The 16,332-nt window shown below is 71.9% G+C and carries 16 protein-coding genes; 10 read left to right on the forward strand and 6 right to left on the reverse strand.

The window, feature by feature from the left end; genetic code table 11:
• Window positions 1-54 precede the first annotated feature (54 nt).
• On the reverse strand, window positions 55-849 hold the full coding sequence (locus ACIQPR_RS02615) for an enoyl-CoA hydratase/isomerase family protein (protein WP_403640787.1): 795 nt from the start codon (window positions 847-849) through the stop codon (window positions 55-57).
• A gap of 146 nt (window positions 850-995) precedes the next feature.
• On the opposite strand from ACIQPR_RS02615, the gene ACIQPR_RS02620 reads away from it, so the two are divergent.
• Complete coding sequence (locus ACIQPR_RS02620) at window positions 996-1,613, forward strand: hypothetical protein (RefSeq protein ID WP_403640790.1); 618 nt, start codon at window positions 996-998, stop codon at window positions 1,611-1,613.
• Between the two features lie 29 nt (window positions 1,614-1,642).
• Here the strand turns inward: ACIQPR_RS02620 and ACIQPR_RS02625 are convergent, their stop codons facing one another.
• Together ACIQPR_RS02625 and ACIQPR_RS02630 are read right to left on the reverse strand one after the other, a co-directional pair.
• A complete protein-coding gene (locus ACIQPR_RS02625; protein ID WP_403640792.1) occupies window positions 1,643-2,797 on the reverse strand; it encodes an adenylate/guanylate cyclase domain-containing protein in 1,155 nt (384 codons plus the stop codon).
• Window positions 2,798-2,915: 118 nt separating this feature from the next.
• Window positions 2,916-3,782 (reverse strand): biotin--[acetyl-CoA-carboxylase] ligase, encoded by an 867-nt coding sequence (locus tag ACIQPR_RS02630; protein WP_403640795.1) that lies wholly within the window; start codon window positions 3,780-3,782, stop codon window positions 2,916-2,918.
• Between the two features lie 111 nt (window positions 3,783-3,893).
• Between ACIQPR_RS02630 and ACIQPR_RS02635 the strand changes: the two genes are divergently transcribed.
• The 4 genes from ACIQPR_RS02635 to ACIQPR_RS02650 all read left to right on the forward strand — a co-directional run bounded on the left by ACIQPR_RS02635 (window position 3,894) and on the right by ACIQPR_RS02650 (window position 6,848).
• Window positions 3,894-5,498 carry an acyl-CoA carboxylase subunit beta gene (locus ACIQPR_RS02635; protein ID WP_403640798.1) on the forward strand — a complete coding sequence of 535 codons (1,605 nt, stop codon included), beginning with the start codon at window positions 3,894-3,896 and terminating at the stop codon, window positions 5,496-5,498.
• Window positions 5,499-5,508: 10 nt separating this feature from the next.
• Window positions 5,509-5,715: an acyl-CoA carboxylase subunit epsilon gene (locus ACIQPR_RS02640; RefSeq protein ID WP_403640801.1), complete on the forward strand. Its 207-nt coding sequence runs from the start codon at window positions 5,509-5,511 to the stop codon at window positions 5,713-5,715.
• 121 nt (window positions 5,716-5,836) lie between these two features.
• Complete coding sequence (gene mmpB / locus ACIQPR_RS02645) at window positions 5,837-5,965, forward strand: morphogenic membrane protein MmpB (RefSeq protein WP_403640803.1); 129 nt, start codon at window positions 5,837-5,839, stop codon at window positions 5,963-5,965.
• Window positions 5,966-6,227: 262 nt separating this feature from the next.
• Entirely contained in the window at window positions 6,228-6,848 is a 621-nt protein-coding gene (locus ACIQPR_RS02650) for a Maf family protein (RefSeq protein WP_403640806.1), read from the forward strand.
• Here ACIQPR_RS02650 and ACIQPR_RS02655 read toward each other — a convergent pair whose 3' ends face one another.
• Entirely contained in the window at window positions 6,849-7,343 is a 495-nt protein-coding gene (locus ACIQPR_RS02655) for a hypothetical protein (RefSeq protein ID WP_403640808.1), read from the reverse strand.
• A gap of 352 nt (window positions 7,344-7,695) precedes the next feature.
• Here ACIQPR_RS02655 and ACIQPR_RS02660 point away from each other — a divergent pair, with 352 nt between their 5' ends.
• Complete coding sequence (locus ACIQPR_RS02660; RefSeq protein ID WP_403640811.1) at window positions 7,696-9,468, forward strand: acetyl/propionyl/methylcrotonyl-CoA carboxylase subunit alpha; 1,773 nt, start codon at window positions 7,696-7,698, stop codon at window positions 9,466-9,468.
• 101 nt (window positions 9,469-9,569) lie between these two features.
• A complete protein-coding gene (locus ACIQPR_RS02665; RefSeq protein WP_403640814.1) occupies window positions 9,570-10,145 on the forward strand; it encodes a TetR/AcrR family transcriptional regulator in 576 nt (191 codons plus the stop codon).
• Window positions 10,146-10,302: 157 nt separating this feature from the next.
• Here ACIQPR_RS02665 and ACIQPR_RS02670 read toward each other — a convergent pair whose 3' ends face one another.
• Complete coding sequence (locus tag ACIQPR_RS02670) at window positions 10,303-11,268, reverse strand: DeoR/GlpR family DNA-binding transcription regulator (RefSeq protein WP_403640816.1); 966 nt, start codon at window positions 11,266-11,268, stop codon at window positions 10,303-10,305.
• A 164-nt stretch (window positions 11,269-11,432) separates the two neighbouring features.
• The gene (locus ACIQPR_RS02675) at window positions 11,433-12,881 is read right to left on the reverse strand and encodes an NAD(P)H-quinone dehydrogenase (RefSeq protein ID WP_019072870.1); all 1,449 of its coding nucleotides are present in this window, start codon (window positions 12,879-12,881) and stop codon (window positions 11,433-11,435) included.
• Between the two features lie 262 nt (window positions 12,882-13,143).
• Here ACIQPR_RS02675 and ACIQPR_RS02680 point away from each other — a divergent pair, with 262 nt between their 5' ends.
• From ACIQPR_RS02680 to ACIQPR_RS02690, 3 genes are all read left to right on the forward strand, one after another.
• Window positions 13,144-13,581 carry a gamma-glutamylcyclotransferase gene (locus ACIQPR_RS02680; RefSeq protein ID WP_355903230.1) on the forward strand — a complete coding sequence of 146 codons (438 nt, stop codon included), beginning with the start codon at window positions 13,144-13,146 and terminating at the stop codon, window positions 13,579-13,581.
• A gap of 117 nt (window positions 13,582-13,698) precedes the next feature.
• Window positions 13,699-14,523 (forward strand): purine-nucleoside phosphorylase, encoded by an 825-nt coding sequence (locus tag ACIQPR_RS02685; RefSeq protein WP_403640819.1) that lies wholly within the window; start codon window positions 13,699-13,701, stop codon window positions 14,521-14,523.
• Between the two features lie 132 nt (window positions 14,524-14,655).
• A complete protein-coding gene (locus ACIQPR_RS02690) occupies window positions 14,656-16,290 on the forward strand; it encodes a phospho-sugar mutase (protein WP_403640822.1) in 1,635 nt (544 codons plus the stop codon).
• The last annotated feature ends 42 nt before the right edge of the window (window positions 16,291-16,332 follow it).

Here is a 16,332-nt window from a genome sequence, read left to right on the forward strand (position 1 = left end):
CCGCATATCGGGACATTGATGCGGCGAACAGGTGTCTACGCCCGGTGGCCGCCGCTACTCACCCGGCCACTGCGGCGTCCGCTTCTCGTTGAACGCCGCCACCCCCTCGGCCCGGTCCCCCGAGAACGCCACCGACCGCCACGCCGCGTCCTCGACCTCAAGGCCCGCGCGCAGATCCAGACCATGGCCGAGCCGCAGCGCGCGCTTGGCCGCCCGCAGGCCGACCGGCGAGTTCGCGGCGATACGGGCACCCAGCGCGAGAGCCTCCGCGCGGTCCTGACCCGTCTCCACCAGGACGTCCACGAGCCCCAGCTCCGCCGCCTCGGGCGCCGCCAACCGCCGCGCGGTGAAGATGAGTTCGGCCGCGCGCGCCGCGCCCACCCGGCGCGGCAGCAGCTGCGTACCACCGCCTCCCGGGATGACGCCCACCGACACCTCCGGCAGCCCCACCACCGCCGTGCCGTCCGCCACGATCAGGTCGCAGGACAGGGCGAGTTCGAAGCCGCCGCCGAGCGCGAAGCCGTGCACGGCGGCGATCGTCGGCATCGGGAGGTCCAGGACGCCGGTGTACGCGCCCCGGGCGACCGGCCGCTGCCGTACCAGCTCCGCGTCGGTGAGCGAGTTGCGCTCCTTGAGGTCCGCGCCGACGCAGAAGGCCCGCTCGTGCGAGGAGGTCAGCACGGTCACCCGGACGTCCCGGTCGGCCGCCAGCGCCGTACAGGCCGCGGCGACGGAACCGGCCATCGCGGTGGACACGGCGTTCATGGCCCTGGGCCGGTCGAGGACGAGTTCCGCGACCTGGTCGTGCCGCCGCACCAGCACGAACTCCCCGAACCGCTCCTCGCTCATGACACCCTCCTGGTTAACGTGGGTTAACAGAAATCGCCTCGATCATCGCACGCGCCTTCCCCGTTCGGGTGACATGCCGCCCAACTCCCGCCGCGGCGCCGGGAGAAGCGCATAACGTGCGTCCGCCACACGACAGGGGAGGGATCGTGACGACGACCACGACGGCGGAGCGGGCCGAGGGCGACACGGACACCGAGCCCCCCGTCCTCCCCCGGGGCAGGCACCGCCGGCCCCGCCCCCGCAAGCTCCTGCTGGCCCTCGGCGGGCTCGTCGTGGCCGCCGGGGTGCTGAGCCTCGTACGGCTGACGCCCGAGTCGGGGGTCAGCGGGGTGGGCACGGCGGAGGCGGAACCGAGCGCGGACGCGGACGCGGGGCGCGATGCCGGGCACCCGGCCAACGCCGCCGCCACGATCAGCGCCGATCCGGCGGCGGTCCCCTCCACGATCCCCTCCGCGACCTCGGTGATGGGCGGCGCGAGCGCGACCCCGACCACGGCTTCCGGCGTCGTACCGACCCCGTACGCGACGACGGCACCCACGACCGCCCCGGAGCCGACAACGGCTACGGCCACGGACCCCGACAGCGCCGCCGCGCAGCCGCAGGCATCCACCACCGCGCCGGAACCCGGGACGCCCGAGCCGAGCGCGCCCCCGGAGCCGACCCCGAGCAGGACCGGCGGCTCCCCCGCCCCGGCGCCGAGCCGGCCCGGTCTGTGCGTGCCGATCATCGGGCTCTGCGTGGACACCCCGGCGCACGGCGGCTGACCGGACGAGCGCGGGGAAGGCAGGGAGGCCTAGGCCGGGGCCGAGTCCCGGCGGGTCAGCAGCCAGGGTTCGACCACGCCCAGGCCGCGCACCGGGCGCTGCCACATCGGCTGGAGCGCGAAACGGTACGTCGGGGGCTCCTCGCCCTCCTTCTCGGCGGTCGCCGCCGCCTCGGCCGCCTCCGCCTCGGACGCGGGCGCCTCGCCGCTGCGGATCAGCTCCTCGGCGAACGCGCTGTCGACGAGGACGGCGTCGCGGGGGGCTATCGAGGTGAGTCGCGAGGCGAGGTTGACGGTCGTGCCGAACACATCGCCCATGCGGGTCGTGACCGTGCCGAAGGCGATGCCGACGCGGAGTTCGGGCATGGTCTCGTCGTGCGCCATCGTCTCGATCAGGCGCAGCGAGATCTCGGCGGCGACCCCCGCGTCGTCGGCGGAGAACAGGACCTCGTCGCCAAGAGTCTTGATGAGCCGGCCGCCCCGCGCGGCCACCAGGTCGGCGGCGGTGGTCTCGAACGCCTCGACCAGCTCGCCGAGTTCGTCCTCCTCCATACGGCGGGTCAGCCGGGTGAAGCCCACCAGGTCGGCGAAGCCCACCGCCAGGCGCCGGTCGACCATCTCCTCGTCGTCACTGGCCTGCACGACCCGGCCGGCCGAGGCGGCGAGCTGGCGCCGCCACACATAGACGAGGAACTCCTCCAGCTCGGGCAGCAGCAGCTCGATGATCGGGTACGTCACCTCGGTGCGGGACATGCCCGGCTCGGGCGGCTCGGTCAGGCCCTCCAGGAACGAGTCCATCTGCCAGCCCGCCAGCCGCGCGGTGGTCTGCCCGGTGGAGCGGGCCACCTGCACGGCCATCGCCTCGCTCAGCAGCCCCGCCTCGACCAGACCGGCCAGGCGGCGCAGCGCGAGGACGTCCGCCTCCGTGAACGCCTTGGCCTGGCCCACGTCGGCGAAGCCCATGGCCCGCCAGAAGCGGGTGGCCAGCTCCATGGAGACACCGGCGGTACGAGCCGCCTGGAACGGCGTGTAGCGGCGCTCGGCGCCCAGGATGAGGCCTTCGAGGCGCAGCGCGAGGGGGTCTTCGCCGGGATCGGCGGCATAGGGGTCGGCCCGGCCACCGGTGGCATCGGGGTCCACCCGGCCGTCCGCGTCCGCGCCGGAGCCCGTGTCGTCGACGGTCACGCCTGCTGCCCTTCCGATCTGCCACGGTCAGGTATCGACCGGGCCCAATGCTACGGCAGGTGTGGGCCAGCTCACTCCGTGAGTCACACGGAGAGCGCCGCCACAAGAGCGGTCGGGGTCACGCGGGGCGCAGGTGCACGATGTCGCCCGCCCCCACGGGCTCCTGCACGCCGTCCTCCGTCGCGAGCACCAGCCGCCCGTCCCCGTCGATCGCGACGGCCTCCCCGGTGATCGACCGGTCCCCGGGCAGCTCGGCCCGCACGACCCGGCCCAGCGTGGCGCAGCCGGCCGCGTAGGTCTCCTGGAGGCCGCTGGCGGCCGGGTCCCCGCCCGCCGCGCGCCACTTGTCGTACCACTGCTCCAGGGACCGCAGCACCGCCCGCAGCAGGGGGTCGCGGTCCGTGGTGACGGCCCCGGCCAGGGCCAGGGAGGCCGCCTGGGGCACGGGCAGCTCGTCCTCGCGCAGGGAGACGTTGACGCCCACGCCGACGATCACGGCGCCCTCCCCGGCGCGCTCGGCGAGGATGCCGCCGGCCTTGCGCTCCTCGCCACCGACAGTCACCAGGAGGTCGTTGGGCCACTTGAGTGCCGTGTCGACCCCGGCCGAGCGGGACAGGCCGGTGGCGACGGCGACACCGGTGAGCAGCGGGAGCCAGCCCCAGCGGGACACGGGGACGTCGCCCGGCTCCAGCAGCACCGAGAAGAACAGGCCCGAGCGGGCCGGGGCCGTCCACTGCCGGTCGAGCCGCCCGCGCCCGGAGGTCTGCTCCTCGGCGACCAGGACGGTGCCCTCGGCCGCCTTGCCTGCGGCGGCCAGCGCGACGAGGTCGGAGTTGGTGGAGCCGGTGGACTGCACGACCTCCACCCCGGTCCACAGCCCGCCCTCCCGGACCAGCCCGCGCCGCAGGGCGCCGGCGTTGAGGGGCGGCCGTTCCAGATCGGACCAACGGCTGCTGTTCTCGTCTGAGGCATCTCGCGGCGTCATGCAAGCCACCCTAGGTGTGTTGTACGCCGCACTGCCGATCGGTAGGCCCGCCACTACTCTACGAATGAGTAACCGTCCCCCCTTTTGAGCAGGCAGGGAGCCGAAATCCCGATGTCCGAGCCGGAAGCGCCTCAAGAGATCGACATCCACACCACCGCCGGGAAGATCGCGGATCTTCGGCGCCGCACCCAGGAGGCGACGCACGCGGGCTCGGAGCGCGCGGTCGAAAAACAGCACGCCAAGGGCAAGTTGACGGCCCGTGAGCGGATCGACCTGCTCCTCGACGAGGACTCCTTCATCGAGTTCGACGAGTTCACCCGGCACCGCTCCACGGACTTCGGCCTGGAGAAGAACCGCCCCTACGGCGACGGTGTCGTCTCCGGCTACGGCACGGTCGACGGCCGTCCCGTAGCCGTCTTCTCGCAGGACTTCACGGTGTTCGGCGGCGCCCTGGGCGAGGTCTACGGGCAGAAGATCGTCAAGGTGATGGACTTCGCGCTGAAGACCGGCTGTCCGGTCATCGGCATCAACGACTCCGGCGGCGCCCGCATCCAGGAGGGCGTGGCCTCGCTCGGCGCGTACGGCGAGATCTTCCGCCGCAACACGCACGCGAGCGGGGTGATCCCGCAGATCTCCCTCGTCGTGGGCCCGTGCGCGGGCGGAGCCGTCTACTCCCCCGCGATCACCGACTTCACGGTGATGGTCGACCAGACCTCGCACATGTTCATCACCGGACCGGACGTCATCAAGACGGTCACCGGCGAGGACGTCGGCTTCGAGGAGCTGGGCGGCGCGCGCACCCACAACTCGGTGTCGGGCGTGGCCCATCACATGGCGGGCGACGAGAAGGACGCGATCGAGTACGTCAAGCAGCTGCTGTCCTACCTGCCGTCCAACAACCTCAGCGAACCCCCCGCGTTCCCCGAGGAGGCGGACCTCGCCCTCACCGACGAGGACCGCGAGCTGGACACCCTGGTCCCGGACAGCGCGAACCAGCCGTACGACATGCACACGGTGATCGAACACGTCCTGGACGACGCCGAGTTCTTCGAGACGCAGCCGCTGTTCGCGCCGAACATCCTCACCGGCTTCGGCCGGGTCGAGGGCCGCCCGGTGGGCGTCGTCGCCAACCAGCCCATGCAGTTCGCGGGCTGCCTGGACATCGACGCGTCCGAGAAGGCGGCACGGTTCGTGCGCACCTGCGACGCGTTCAACGTCCCGGTCCTGACCTTCGTCGACGTCCCCGGCTTCCTCCCGGGCGTCGACCAGGAGCACTACGGCATCATCCGCAGGGGCGCGAAGCTGATCTACGCCTACGCGGAGGCCACGGTCCCGCTCATCACGGTCATCACCCGCAAGGCCTTCGGCGGCGCCTACGACGTCATGGGCTCCAAGCACCTGGGCGCCGACCTCAACCTCGCCTGGCCGACCGCGCAGATCGCCGTCATGGGCGCCCAGGGCGCGGTGAACATCCTGCACCGCCGCACGCTCGCCGAGGCCGAGGCCGCCGGAGAGGACCTGGACGCGGTCCGCGCCCGGCTGATCCAGGAGTACGAGGACACCCTCCTCAACCCCTACATCGCGGCCGAGCGCGGCTACATCGACGCGGTCGTCCTGCCCTCCGACACCCGCCGGCACGTCGTCCGGGGTCTGCGCCAACTCCGCACCAAGCGCGAGTCGTTGCCCCCGAAGAAGCACGGCAACATCCCCCTGTAAGGAGCCCGCTGTGACAATCAAGGTCGTAAGGGGCAACCCGACCCCGGAGGAGTTGGCCGCCGCCCTGGCGGTGGTCAGGGCCCGCGCCGCGGCGGCGTCGGAACCGCCCGGCGCGCCGAGGCAGCGGGACGCGTGGTCGGACCCGTCCAGGATCGCGACGGCGAGGCTGCCCATCCCCGGGCCGAGTGCGTGGACCCGCACGTTCTGGCCGGGTTAAAGGCATCGCCCTCAGGGGGCGGGGGGGGGGGGAACCGCGCACGCCACCGCGATGATCCCGAGCACCGATTTGAGTACCCGTACTCAGGCGCCCGCCCCCGCCCGAGCCGCACGCTGGTGTCATGTTGTGGTCCGACCCCGATGACGAGCCTCCCGAGGAACTGCGGGAGACGCAGGTCATGTTGCGGCGGCTCGGCATCCTCATGGCACTGGCGATGATCCTGGCGATGATCGTGCTCGGACTGACCTAGGTCGTGTCCGCGGGCCCGTCTGGCGGATCATGCCGCAGACGCGGGTCCGGCACGCCCGCCCGCCGCGTTGTCGTCACGCGCCGGCTCCCCCAGTCCCGGCTCCGCTCGACCGGGGACCCCCATCGCGTCGACTCCCTCCTCCGCCTCGCGGTCGGACGCACCGGACCCCGCCCGCCGGTGCTGATCAGGCACCGGCGCTTCCTGCGACCCGATCCGCCGGACAGGCCCCGGGTGTCCGGTGCGCCGCCGATACCCTGGGCCCATGACAGATCAGCCGCGCCGCCGACTCGTGCTCGCCTCTCAGTCCCCCGCCCGGCTGGGGCTCCTGCGTCAGGCGGGACTCGATCCCGAGGTGATCGTGAGCGGGGTCGACGAGGACGCCGTCAGCGCGCCCACCCCGGCCGACCTCGCGCTCGCCCTCGCCGAGGCGAAGGCCTCCGTCGTGGCCGCCCTGCCCGAGGTGCGCGGCGCTCTGGTGATCGGCTGCGACTCGGTGCTCGACCTGGACGGCGAGGCCCTGGGCAAGCCCGCCGACGCCGAGGAGGCCACCGCCCGCTGGAAGGCGATGCGCGGCCGGGCCGGCACGCTCCGGACCGGGCACTGTGTCTACGACACGACGAGCGGCCGGTATGTGTCGGCGACCGCGTCGACCGTGGTCCGCTTCGGCGAGCCGACCGACGCCGAGGTCGCCGCGTACGTCGCCTCGGGCGAACCCCTTTACGTCGCCGGGGCGTTCACGCTCGACGGCCGTTCGGCGCCGTTCATCGAGGGCATCGACGGCGACCACGGGAACGTGATCGGCATCAGCCTGCCGCTCGTTCGCCGTCTGCTGGGTCAACTGGGCGTCGGCATCACGGAGTTGTGGACGCCCCGAGAGGCGTGATCAGGAGGGGCTGGGGGCCGGCGGCGGAGCGATCGGCGCCGGGTCCTTGTCGGGCTGCTCCGGGTCCTCGGGGCGGTCCGGGCCGTCCGGTGCCGGGGCCGCGTCCGAGGGGCCCTCCAGCCGGTCGTAGGTCATCAGGAGCAGGACGACGAGGCCGAGCACCACCACCATGAAGACGAACGCGGCCTTGTCCTCCACCATGGCCCAGGCGAACGCGCCCAGCAGCCCGTGCACCACGGCCACGCTGATCAGCAGGATGCGGCCGAGGCCGGCCGGCGCCCGGTCGCGCACCGCGACCAGCAGGGCGACCACGGCGCACAGCAGGAAGTACAGGCCGAAGACGACGCCTCCCGCCTTCGAGGAGACGGACATCGCGTCCGGGTCGATACCGGCCAGGGACATGTTCTGACGGTCGGCGACGATCCCCAGGAACCAGTTCAGCGCGGCCACCGCGAAGGCCTCCACGAACAGGACGACCGCCAAGATCCATGCCACCGGTCTGCGTATCACCGGCCCCCACCCACTTCCGTTCGAGACATCCCGAACGCTACTAACGGGTAAACCTCGGGACAAGGGTTGCGTCAGGGGCAAAGAATCATTGGGCCGTTCGTAGGGACTCCACAAAGAAACGGCGTGGCGCGCGGCACGCTCTCACAGAGACCTTGACCACACCGGAGGGCTAGGGTTTCCCGGAGGAGTCCTGCGTACCGAGGTGCGACAAGGGATTTCACGGGTCGAGCGGGCCTCGTATCACGCTCCGTGTGGGCAAGCTCACCACTGGGGACGGGTCGATGCGCCGTGTCGGCAGTCCCTAAACTCGGCTTGTTTCAAGGAGGGAGCCTCAATCGTGCGCAAGGTGCTCATCGCCAATCGTGGCGAAATCGCTGTCCGCGTTGCCCGGGCCTGCCGGGATGCCGGGATCGCGAGCGTGGCCGTATACGCCGACCCGGACCGGGACGCTCTGCATGTCCGCGCCGCGGATGAGGCGTTCGCCCTGGGCGGTGACACACCGGCGAGCAGCTACCTGGACATCGACAAGGTCCTCAACGCGGCCCGCGAGTCCGGTGCCGACGCCGTCCACCCCGGCTACGGATTCCTGTCCGAGAACGCCGAGTTCGCGCAGGCGGTCCTCGACGCGGACCTGATCTGGATCGGCCCGCCGCCGCAGGCCATCCGGGACCTCGGTGACAAGGTCGCCGCCCGGCACATCGCCCAGCGCGCCGGCGCCCCGCTCGTGGCCGGCACCCCCGACCCGGTGTCCGGCGCGGACGAGGTCGTCGCGTTCGCCGAGCAGCACGGCCTGCCCATCGCGATCAAGGCCGCCTTCGGTGGCGGCGGTCGCGGTCTGAAGGTGGCCCGCACGCTCGAAGAGGTTCCCGAGCTGTACGACTCGGCGGTGCGCGAGGCGGTCGCCGCCTTCGGGCGCGGCGAGTGCTTCGTGGAGCGCTACCTCGACAAGCCCCGGCACGTGGAGACCCAGTGCCTGGCCGACACCCACGGCAACGTGGTCGTCGTCTCCACCCGTGACTGCTCCCTCCAGCGCCGGCACCAGAAGCTGGTCGAGGAGGCGCCCGCGCCGTTCCTCTCCGAGGAGCAGGTCGCCGAGCTGTACTCCTCCTCGAAGGCGATCCTGAAGGAGGCCGGCTACGTCGGCGCCGGGACCGTCGAGTTCCTCGTCGGGCAGGACGGCACGATCTCCTTCCTTGAGGTCAACACCCGCCTCCAGGTGGAGCACCCGGTCACCGAGGAGGTCGCCGGCATCGACCTCGTACGGGAGATGTTCCGCATCGCCGACGGCGGCGAACTCGGCTACGGCGACCCCGAACTGCGCGGCCACTCCTTCGAGTTCCGCATCAACGGCGAGGACCCGGGCCGCGGCTTCCTGCCCGCGCCGGGCACCGTCACCACCTTCGCCCCGCCGTCCGGCCCCGGTGTCCGCCTCGACGCGGGCGTCGAGTCCGGCTCGGTCATCGGCCCGGCGTGGGACTCGCTGCTCGCCAAGCTGATCGTCACCGGCGCGACCCGCGAGCAGGCGCTCCAGCGCGCGGCGCGGGCGCTGGAGGAGTTCCGGGTCGAGGGCATGGCCACCGCGCTCCCCTTCCACCGCGTGGTCGTCAAGGACCCGGCGTTCGCTCCCGAACTCACCGGCTCCGCCGACCCGTTCACGGTCCACACCCGCTGGATCGAGACCGAGTTCGTCAACGACATCAAGCCCTTCGCCGCCCCGGCCGACGCCGAGGCGGACGACGACGCGGACCGCGAGACGATCGTCGTCGAGGTCGGCGGCAAGCGCCTGGAGGTCTCCCTCCCGGTCTCCCTCGGCATGTCGCTGGCCCGCACCGGCCTCGCCGCCGGGGCCAAGCCCAAGCGCCGGGCGGCCAAGAAGTCCGGTCCGGTCGCCTCGGGCGACACCCTCGCCTCGCCGATGCAGGGCACGATCGTCAAGGTCGCGGTCGAGGAGGGCCAGGAGGTCAAGGAGGGCGACCTCGTCGTCGTACTCGAAGCGATGAAGATGGAACAGCCGCTGAACGCGCACAAGTCGGGCACGATCAAGGGCCTCGGCGCGGAGGTCGGCGCGTCCATCACGTCCGGCGCCGCGATCTGCGAGATCAAGGACTGATCCGGCGGTACGTCCAGGGGTGCCCGGCCGACAGGAACAGCCTGTCCGCCGGGCACCTCTGTACTGTGACGGGACAGCGCCGAGGAGAGCAGGTGGGAGCGATGGCCGACACGGTCAGGCCGCCGGCTGGGCTGCGCGCCGACGCCCGCCGCAACTACGAACGGCTGCTCGCCGAGGCCCGGGTGTCCTTCGCCGCGCACGGCACGGACGCGTCCCTGGAGGACGTGGCCCGGCGCGCGGGTGTCGGTATCGGCACGCTGTACCGGCACTTCCCCAACCGGCAGTCCCTGATGAGCGCGGTCTTCGAGGACGCGGTCGGTGAACTCCTCGCCCGGTCACGGGAGTTGCTGGACGCGCCGCAGCCGTGTGCGGCACTGGTGACCTGGCTGCGCGAGATGGTGACCCACGCGAGCGAATACCGGGGGCTGGCGCGGGCGTTGCTGGCGGTGGCCGACGACGACACGTCGGCGCTCGCCCGGTGCAGTGGCCCCATCCGGGAGGCGGGCGGTGCGTTGCTCTCGCGGGCGCAGGGCGCCGGTGACGTGCGCGGTGACGTCGAGATCGGCGACCTGTTGCAGCTGACGCACGCGATCGCGCTGGCGGCCGAGGGCAATCCTGGGGATCCCGAACTGGCGGACAGGTTGCTCACGTTGACGTTGCGGGGGTTGAAGCCGTAGGTCTGGTGCGGTTCGTTCTTGAGTGCGGGCCGGTCAGGGCTCGTGGGGGCTGGTCGCGCAGTTCCCCGCGCCCCTCAAAGACACGGCTCGTCTCAGCCGACCTGCTCTTAAGGGGTGCGGGGAACTGCGCGACCAACCCCGCCCGCCGACGATGCGGTCAACGCCTCCGCAGATCCGCCACCCTGGCAGCGCGTTCCCGCTCGGGGGACTCCCCGGTGAGCACCCCCGCCGGGCGCAACCCCGGTGCCCCGCCCGGTACTTGACCCCGTCGCGGTGCCGGAAGGGGTACGTCCCGGCGGCGTTGGTCCCGCGCCGGGGTCTGATCACCCCCCTGGGCTCCCGAACCGCCCGCCACGGCGATCTGCACCCCCTGGTCGGCCAGCGCCTGCAACTCCGTGGCGGCGCGGTCGTCGTGGCCCGGGGGCTCGTCCGTGACGAGGCGGGTGATCACGTCCGTGGGCACGGTCTGGAACATGGTGTCCATACCGAGCTTGGTGTGGTCGGCGAGGACGACGACCTCGGCCGCCGCCTGGACGAGCGCGCGGTCGACGGACGCCGAGAGCATGTTGGACGTGGACAGCCCGCGTTCGGCGGTGAGCCCGCTTCCGGAGAGGAAGGCCCGGGAGACGCGCAGCCCCTGGAGGGACTGCTCGGCCCCGCTGCCCACCAGCGCGTAGTTGGAACCGCGCAGGGTGCCCCCGGTCATCACGACCTCCACGCGGTTGGCATGGGCCAACGCCTGGGCCACCAGCAGGGAGTTGGTGACGACGGTCAGTCCGGGCACCCGGGCGAGCCGGCGGGCCAGCTCCTGGGTGGTGGTACCCGCCCCGACCACGATGGCTTCGCCCTCTTCGACGAAGCTCGCGGCGAGATCGGCGATGGCCGTCTTCTCGGCGGTCGCGAGATGCGATTTCTGCGGAAAGCCGGACTCCCGCGTGAACCCGCCCGGCAATACCGCACCGCCGTGCCGGCGGTCGAGGAGTCCTTCTGCCTCCAGTGCGCGCACGTCCCGCCGTACGGTCACTTCGGAGGTCTGGACGACGCGGGCGAGCTCACGGAGCGATACGGCTCCATTCGCTCGCACCATTTCGAGGATCAATTGGCGACGTTCTGCAGCGAACACGAAACTGACAGTAACCCCAACGACCGTCTGCTTTCAGCTGTTTGCGGTGAATAGCAGAAGTTGTTCGCACAGGGGGGCGAGAAGTGGTATAGGGGTTAGTCCTCGCGCCTATGCCGTGCGAATGGGCGGCAACTCCCCGTGACCAGCGGGGAGTCGGCGTCGCCTCAGACTTCGCCCGTCGCCTTGCGGGTGTGCAGCTGTCGGGCCACCTCGGCGATCGAGCCCGAAAGGGACGGGTACACGGTGAAGGCGTTCGCGATCTGTTCGACCGTCAGATTGTTGTCGACGGCGATCGAGATCGGGTGGATCAGCTCCGAGGCGCGGGGCGCCACGACCACACCGCCGACGATGATGCCGGTGCCGGGGCGGCAGAAGATCTTGACGAAGCCGTCCCGGATGCCCTGCATCTTCGCGCGCGGGTTGCGCAGGAGCGGGAGCTTCACGACCCTGGCGTCGATCTTGCCCGCGTCGACGTCGGCCTGGGAGTAGCCGACGGTGGCGATCTCCGGGTCGGTGAAGACGTTCGAGGAGACCGTCTTCAGGTTCAGCGGGGCCACCGCGTCGCCGAGGAAGTGGTACATGGCGATACGGCCCTGCATCGCGGCCACCGAGGCGAGCGCGAAGATTCCGGTGACGTCGCCGGCCGCGTAGACGCCGGGAGCTGTCGTACGGGAGACCTTGTCGGTCCAGATGTGGCCCGAGTCGCGCAGCCTGACGCCCGCCTCCTCCAGGCCCATGCCCGCGGAGTTCGGGATGGCGCCGACCGCCATCAGGCAGTGCGAGCCGGTGATGACGCGGCCGTCGGCGAGGACGACCTCGACCTTGTCGCCGACGCGCTTGGCGGACTGGGCGCGGGAGCGGGCCATGACGTTCATGCCTCGGCGGCGGAAGACGTCTTCGAGTACGGCGGCTGCGTCCGGGTCCTCGCCGGGGAGGACGCGGTCGCGGGAGGAGACGAGGGTGACCTTGGAGCCGAGGGCCTGGTAGGCGCCGGCGAACTCGGCGCCGGTGACGCCGGAGCCGACCACGATCAGCTCTTCGGGGAGTTCGGTGAGGTCGTAGACCTGGGTCCAGTTCAGGATGCGCTCGCCGTCCGGGCGGGCGTCGTCCAGCTCGCGGGGGTGACCGCCGGTCGCGATGAGGACGGCGTCGGCCACGAGGGTCTCCTCGGTGCCGTCGGCCGCCTTGACGATCACCTTGCGGGAACCGTCGATCGCCTGCATGCCGTCGAGCCGGCCCCGGCCGCGCATCACCCGGGCGCCGGCCCGGGTCACGGACGCGGTGATGTCGTGCGACTGGGCGAGCGCGAGGCGCTTCACACGGCGGTTGACCTTGCCGAGGTCCACGCCGACGACCCTTGCCGCCTGTTCCAGGGGTGGGGTGTCGTCGGCGACGATGATGCCGAGTTCCTCGTACGACGAGTCGAAGGTCGTCATGACCTCGGCCGTCGCGATAAGGGTCTTCGACGGGACGCAGTCGGTCAGCACCGACGCCCCGCCCAGACCGTCGCAGTCGACGACGGTCACCTCCGCGCCGAGCTGCGCGGCCACCAGCGCCGCTTCATAGCCGCCGGGTCCGCCACCGATGATCACGATCCGAGTCACGTACCCCATTGTCCCGCACGCTTCAAGATGCTTCCGCCCGGGGGCGACGGGGGTGCCTGCGGTTCGTTGTGGGTCGGTGCCGTGCCGGGGGGTGTCCGTCCTCGGAACGGCGCGGAATCGGTCTCGCAAGAGTGCCAGGGGGTTGACGCGCCAACCGCTGCGGGCGGACACCCCCCGGCACGGCCCCTTCTCGCCGTACTCGGCTCTCCCGCCGTGCGGGGTGCTTCCGTCACGGGAGTGGCGGGTGGGTTCGCTGCCGTACTCTCGGAGCATGTCGCTCTACGCCGCGTACGCCGGCAATCTCGACGCGCGGCTGATGACCCGCCGCGCCCCGCACTCGCCGCTGCGTGCCACGGGCTGGCTGAACGGCTGGCGGCTGACCTTCGGCGGTGAGCACATGGGCTGGGAGGGCGCGCTCGCCACGATCGTGGAGGCGCCGCGCTCGCAGGTCTTCGTCGCGCTGTACGAGATCGCGCCGCCCGACGAGGAGTCCATGGACCGCTGGGAGGGCGTCGGCCTCGACGTCTACCGGCGTATGCGGGTGCGGGTGCACACCCTGGACGGTGAGGAACCCGCCTGGGTGTACGTCCTCAACGGGTACGAGGGCGGGCTGCCCTCGGCCCGTTATCTCGGCGAGCTGGCCGACGCCGCCGAGTCCGCCGGGGCGCCGCACGACTATGTGATGGAGCTGCGGAAGCGGCCCTGCTGAGGGTTTCCCACACATAACGTCCGCCACGGGTCTCGTTGGAAACGACAAGACAACGATCGCCATCCCGTGAGCTCTGTCATCTACGCGCGTAGGCCCGGACCGGCTACCCTCGACCGCGTGAACGCATCTCTTCTTCCGGACGACATCCAGGGCGACCCCCACGCCGCCGCCGACGCCGCCGCCGCGCACCTGCGCGAACTGACGGGCGCCGAGACCCACGACGTCGCTCTTGTGATGGGCTCCGGCTGGGGGCCGGCCGTCGACGCCCTCGGTGTGGCCGAGGCCGACTTCCCCGTGACCGAGCTGCCCGGTTTCCCGCCGCCGGCCGTCGAGGGCCACGGCGGGCGGGTCCGCTCGTACGCGATCGGTGACAAGCGCGCGCTGGTCTTCCTCGGCCGCACCCACTACTACGAGGGCCGCGGTGTCGCCGCCGTCGCGCACGGCGTCCGTACCGCCGTCGCCGCCGGCTGCAAGACCGTCGTGCTGACCAACGGCTGCGGCGGACTGCGCGAGGGCATGCGGCCCGGGCAGCCGGTCCTGATCAGCGACCACATCAACCTCACGGCCGCCTCCCCGATCATCGGCGCCAACTTCGTCGACCTGACGGACCTGTACTCGCCCCGGCTGCGCGCGCTGTGCAAGGAGATCGACCCCGGTCTGGAGGAGGGCGTCTACGCCCAGTTCCCCGGCCCGCACTACGAGACGCCCGCCGAGATCCGCATGGCGCGGGTGATCGGGGCGGACCTGGTGGGCATGTCCACCGTGCTGGAAGCCATCGCGGCCCGGGAGGCGGGCGCGGAGGTGCTGGGTATCTCCCTGGTGACGAACCTCGCTGCGGGCATGACCGGGGAACCGCTGAACCACGAGGAGGTTCTCCAGGCGGGCCGGGACAGCGCCGCGCAGATGGGGTCGCTGCTGGCCCAGGTGCTCGGCCGGCTGTAGGACCTGTCCGGCGGATCAGGTCGCAGGAAAGCTTCGGTGCCTGATCGACCCCGCGTCTGCGGCATGATCCGTCGGACACGACCGAGGCGCCGTCTCCCAGGAACGCAAGTAGACACGAGAGGTTGACCTGACGTGCACGACGACGATCTCATCGCGCGGGCCGGGACCTGGCTCGCCGAGGACCCCGACGCGGACACCCGCGAGGAGCTGGGCAAGCTCATCGAAGCCGGGGACGTCACGGAACTCGCGGACCGCTTCCGCGGCACCCTCCAGTTCGGCACCGCCGGACTCCGCGGCGAACTCGGCGCCGGACCCATGCGGATGAACCGCGCCGTCGTCATCCGCGCCGCCGCCGGACTCGCCGCGTACCTCAAGCGCACCGGCCACACCGACGGGGTCGTCGTCATCGGCTACGACGCCCGGCACAAGTCCGCCGACTTCGCCCGCGACACCGCCGCCGTGATGACCGGCGCGGGGCTGCGCGCCGCCGTACTGCCCCGCCCGCTCCCCACCCCCGTACTCGCCTTCGCCATACGGCACTTGGGCGCGATCGCGGGCGTGGAGGTCACCGCGAGCCACAACCCGCCCCGGGACAACGGCTACAAGGTCTACCTCGGCGACGGCTCCCAGATCGTGCCCCCGGCCGACGCGGGGATCGCCGCCGAGATCGACGCGATCGGCTCCCTGCACGACGTGCCCCGCCCGGCGGAAGGCTGGGAGGTGCTCGACGACAGCGTCCTGGACGCCTACCTCGCCCGCACGGACGCCGTCCTCTCCCCGGACTCCCCGCGTACCGCCCGTACCGTCTACACGGCGATGCACGGTGTCGGCAAGGACGTCCTGCTGGCCGCGTTCGCCCGTGCCGGGTTCCCCGAGCCGGTGCTCGTCGCCGAACAGGCCGAGCCCGACCCGGACTTCCCGACCGTCGCGTTCCCCAACCCGGAGGAGCCGGGCGCGATGGACCTCGCCTTCGCGCGGGCCCGGGACACCGACCCGGACCTGATCGTCGCCAACGACCCCGACGCCGATCGCTGTGCGGTGGCCGTCCCGGAGGCGGGGGTCTGGCGCATGCTGCGGGGGGACGAGGTCGGTGCTCTGCTCGCCGCCCACCTCGTGCGGCGCGGTGCCCGGGGCACCTTCGCGGAGTCGATCGTCTCCTCCTCCCTCCTCGGCCGCATCGCCGAGAAGGCCGGCCTGCCCTACGAGGAGACCCTCACCGGCTTCAAGTGGATCGCCCGGGTCGAAGGCCTTCGCTACGGCTACGAGGAGGCCCTCGGCTACTGCGTCGACCCGGACGGTGTGCGTGACAAGGACGGGATCACCGCCGCCCTGCTCATCACCGAGCTGGCGTCCGAGCTGAAGGAGGAGGGCCGTGGTCTGCTGGACCTCCTCGACGATCTCGCCGTGACGCACGGTCTGCACGCCACCGACCAACTCTCCGTACGCGTCGAGGACTTGACGGTCATCGCGGACGCCATGCGGAGACTGCGCGAGCAGCCGCCGACCGAACTCGCGGGCCTGGCCGTCACGAAGGCCGAGGATCTGACCGAGGGGACCGAGAAGCTGCCGCCCACGGACGGGCTGCGGTACACCCTCGACGGTGCCCGCGTCATCGTCCGGCCCAGCGGCACCGAGCCCAAACTGAAGTGCTACCTGGAGGTCGTGGTCCCGGTGGCCGCGCACTCCGGCCTTCCGGCGGCCCGCGCGCGGGCGGCCGAGACCCTCGCCGCGATCAAGCGGGACCTGTCGGCCGCGGCCGGCATCTGAACGGCCCGACGCCCCCGCACGGGGTTCAGTCCCGCACCAGGT

This window comes from Streptomyces sp. NPDC091280 (assembly GCF_044768565.1).
Lineage (GTDB): Bacteria > Actinomycetota > Actinomycetes > Streptomycetales > Streptomycetaceae > Streptomyces.

Bases quoted from the DNA above. Each gene is read 5' to 3' on its own strand.
- ACIQPR_RS02635 (WP_403640798.1), top strand. From the start codon at position 3,894: ATGTCCGAGCCGGAAGCGCCTCAAGAGATCGACATCCACACCACCGCC.
- ACIQPR_RS02680 (WP_355903230.1), top strand. From the start codon at position 13,144: ATGTCGCTCTACGCCGCGTACGCCGGCAATCTCGACGCGCGGCTGATG.
- ACIQPR_RS02650 (WP_403640806.1), top strand. From the start codon at position 6,228: ATGACAGATCAGCCGCGCCGCCGACTCGTGCTCGCCTCTCAGTCCCCC.
- ACIQPR_RS02665 (WP_403640814.1), top strand. From the start codon at position 9,570: ATGGCCGACACGGTCAGGCCGCCGGCTGGGCTGCGCGCCGACGCCCGC.
- mmpB (WP_403640803.1), top strand. From the start codon at position 5,837: ATGTTGTGGTCCGACCCCGATGACGAGCCTCCCGAGGAACTGCGGGAG.
- ACIQPR_RS02630 (WP_403640795.1), bottom strand. From the start codon at position 3,782: ATGACGCCGCGAGATGCCTCAGACGAGAACAGCAGCCGTTGGTCCGAT.
- ACIQPR_RS02675 (WP_019072870.1), bottom strand. From the start codon at position 12,881: ATGGGGTACGTGACTCGGATCGTGATCATCGGTGGCGGACCCGGCGGC.
- ACIQPR_RS02615 (WP_403640787.1), bottom strand. From the start codon at position 849: ATGAGCGAGGAGCGGTTCGGGGAGTTCGTGCTGGTGCGGCGGCACGAC.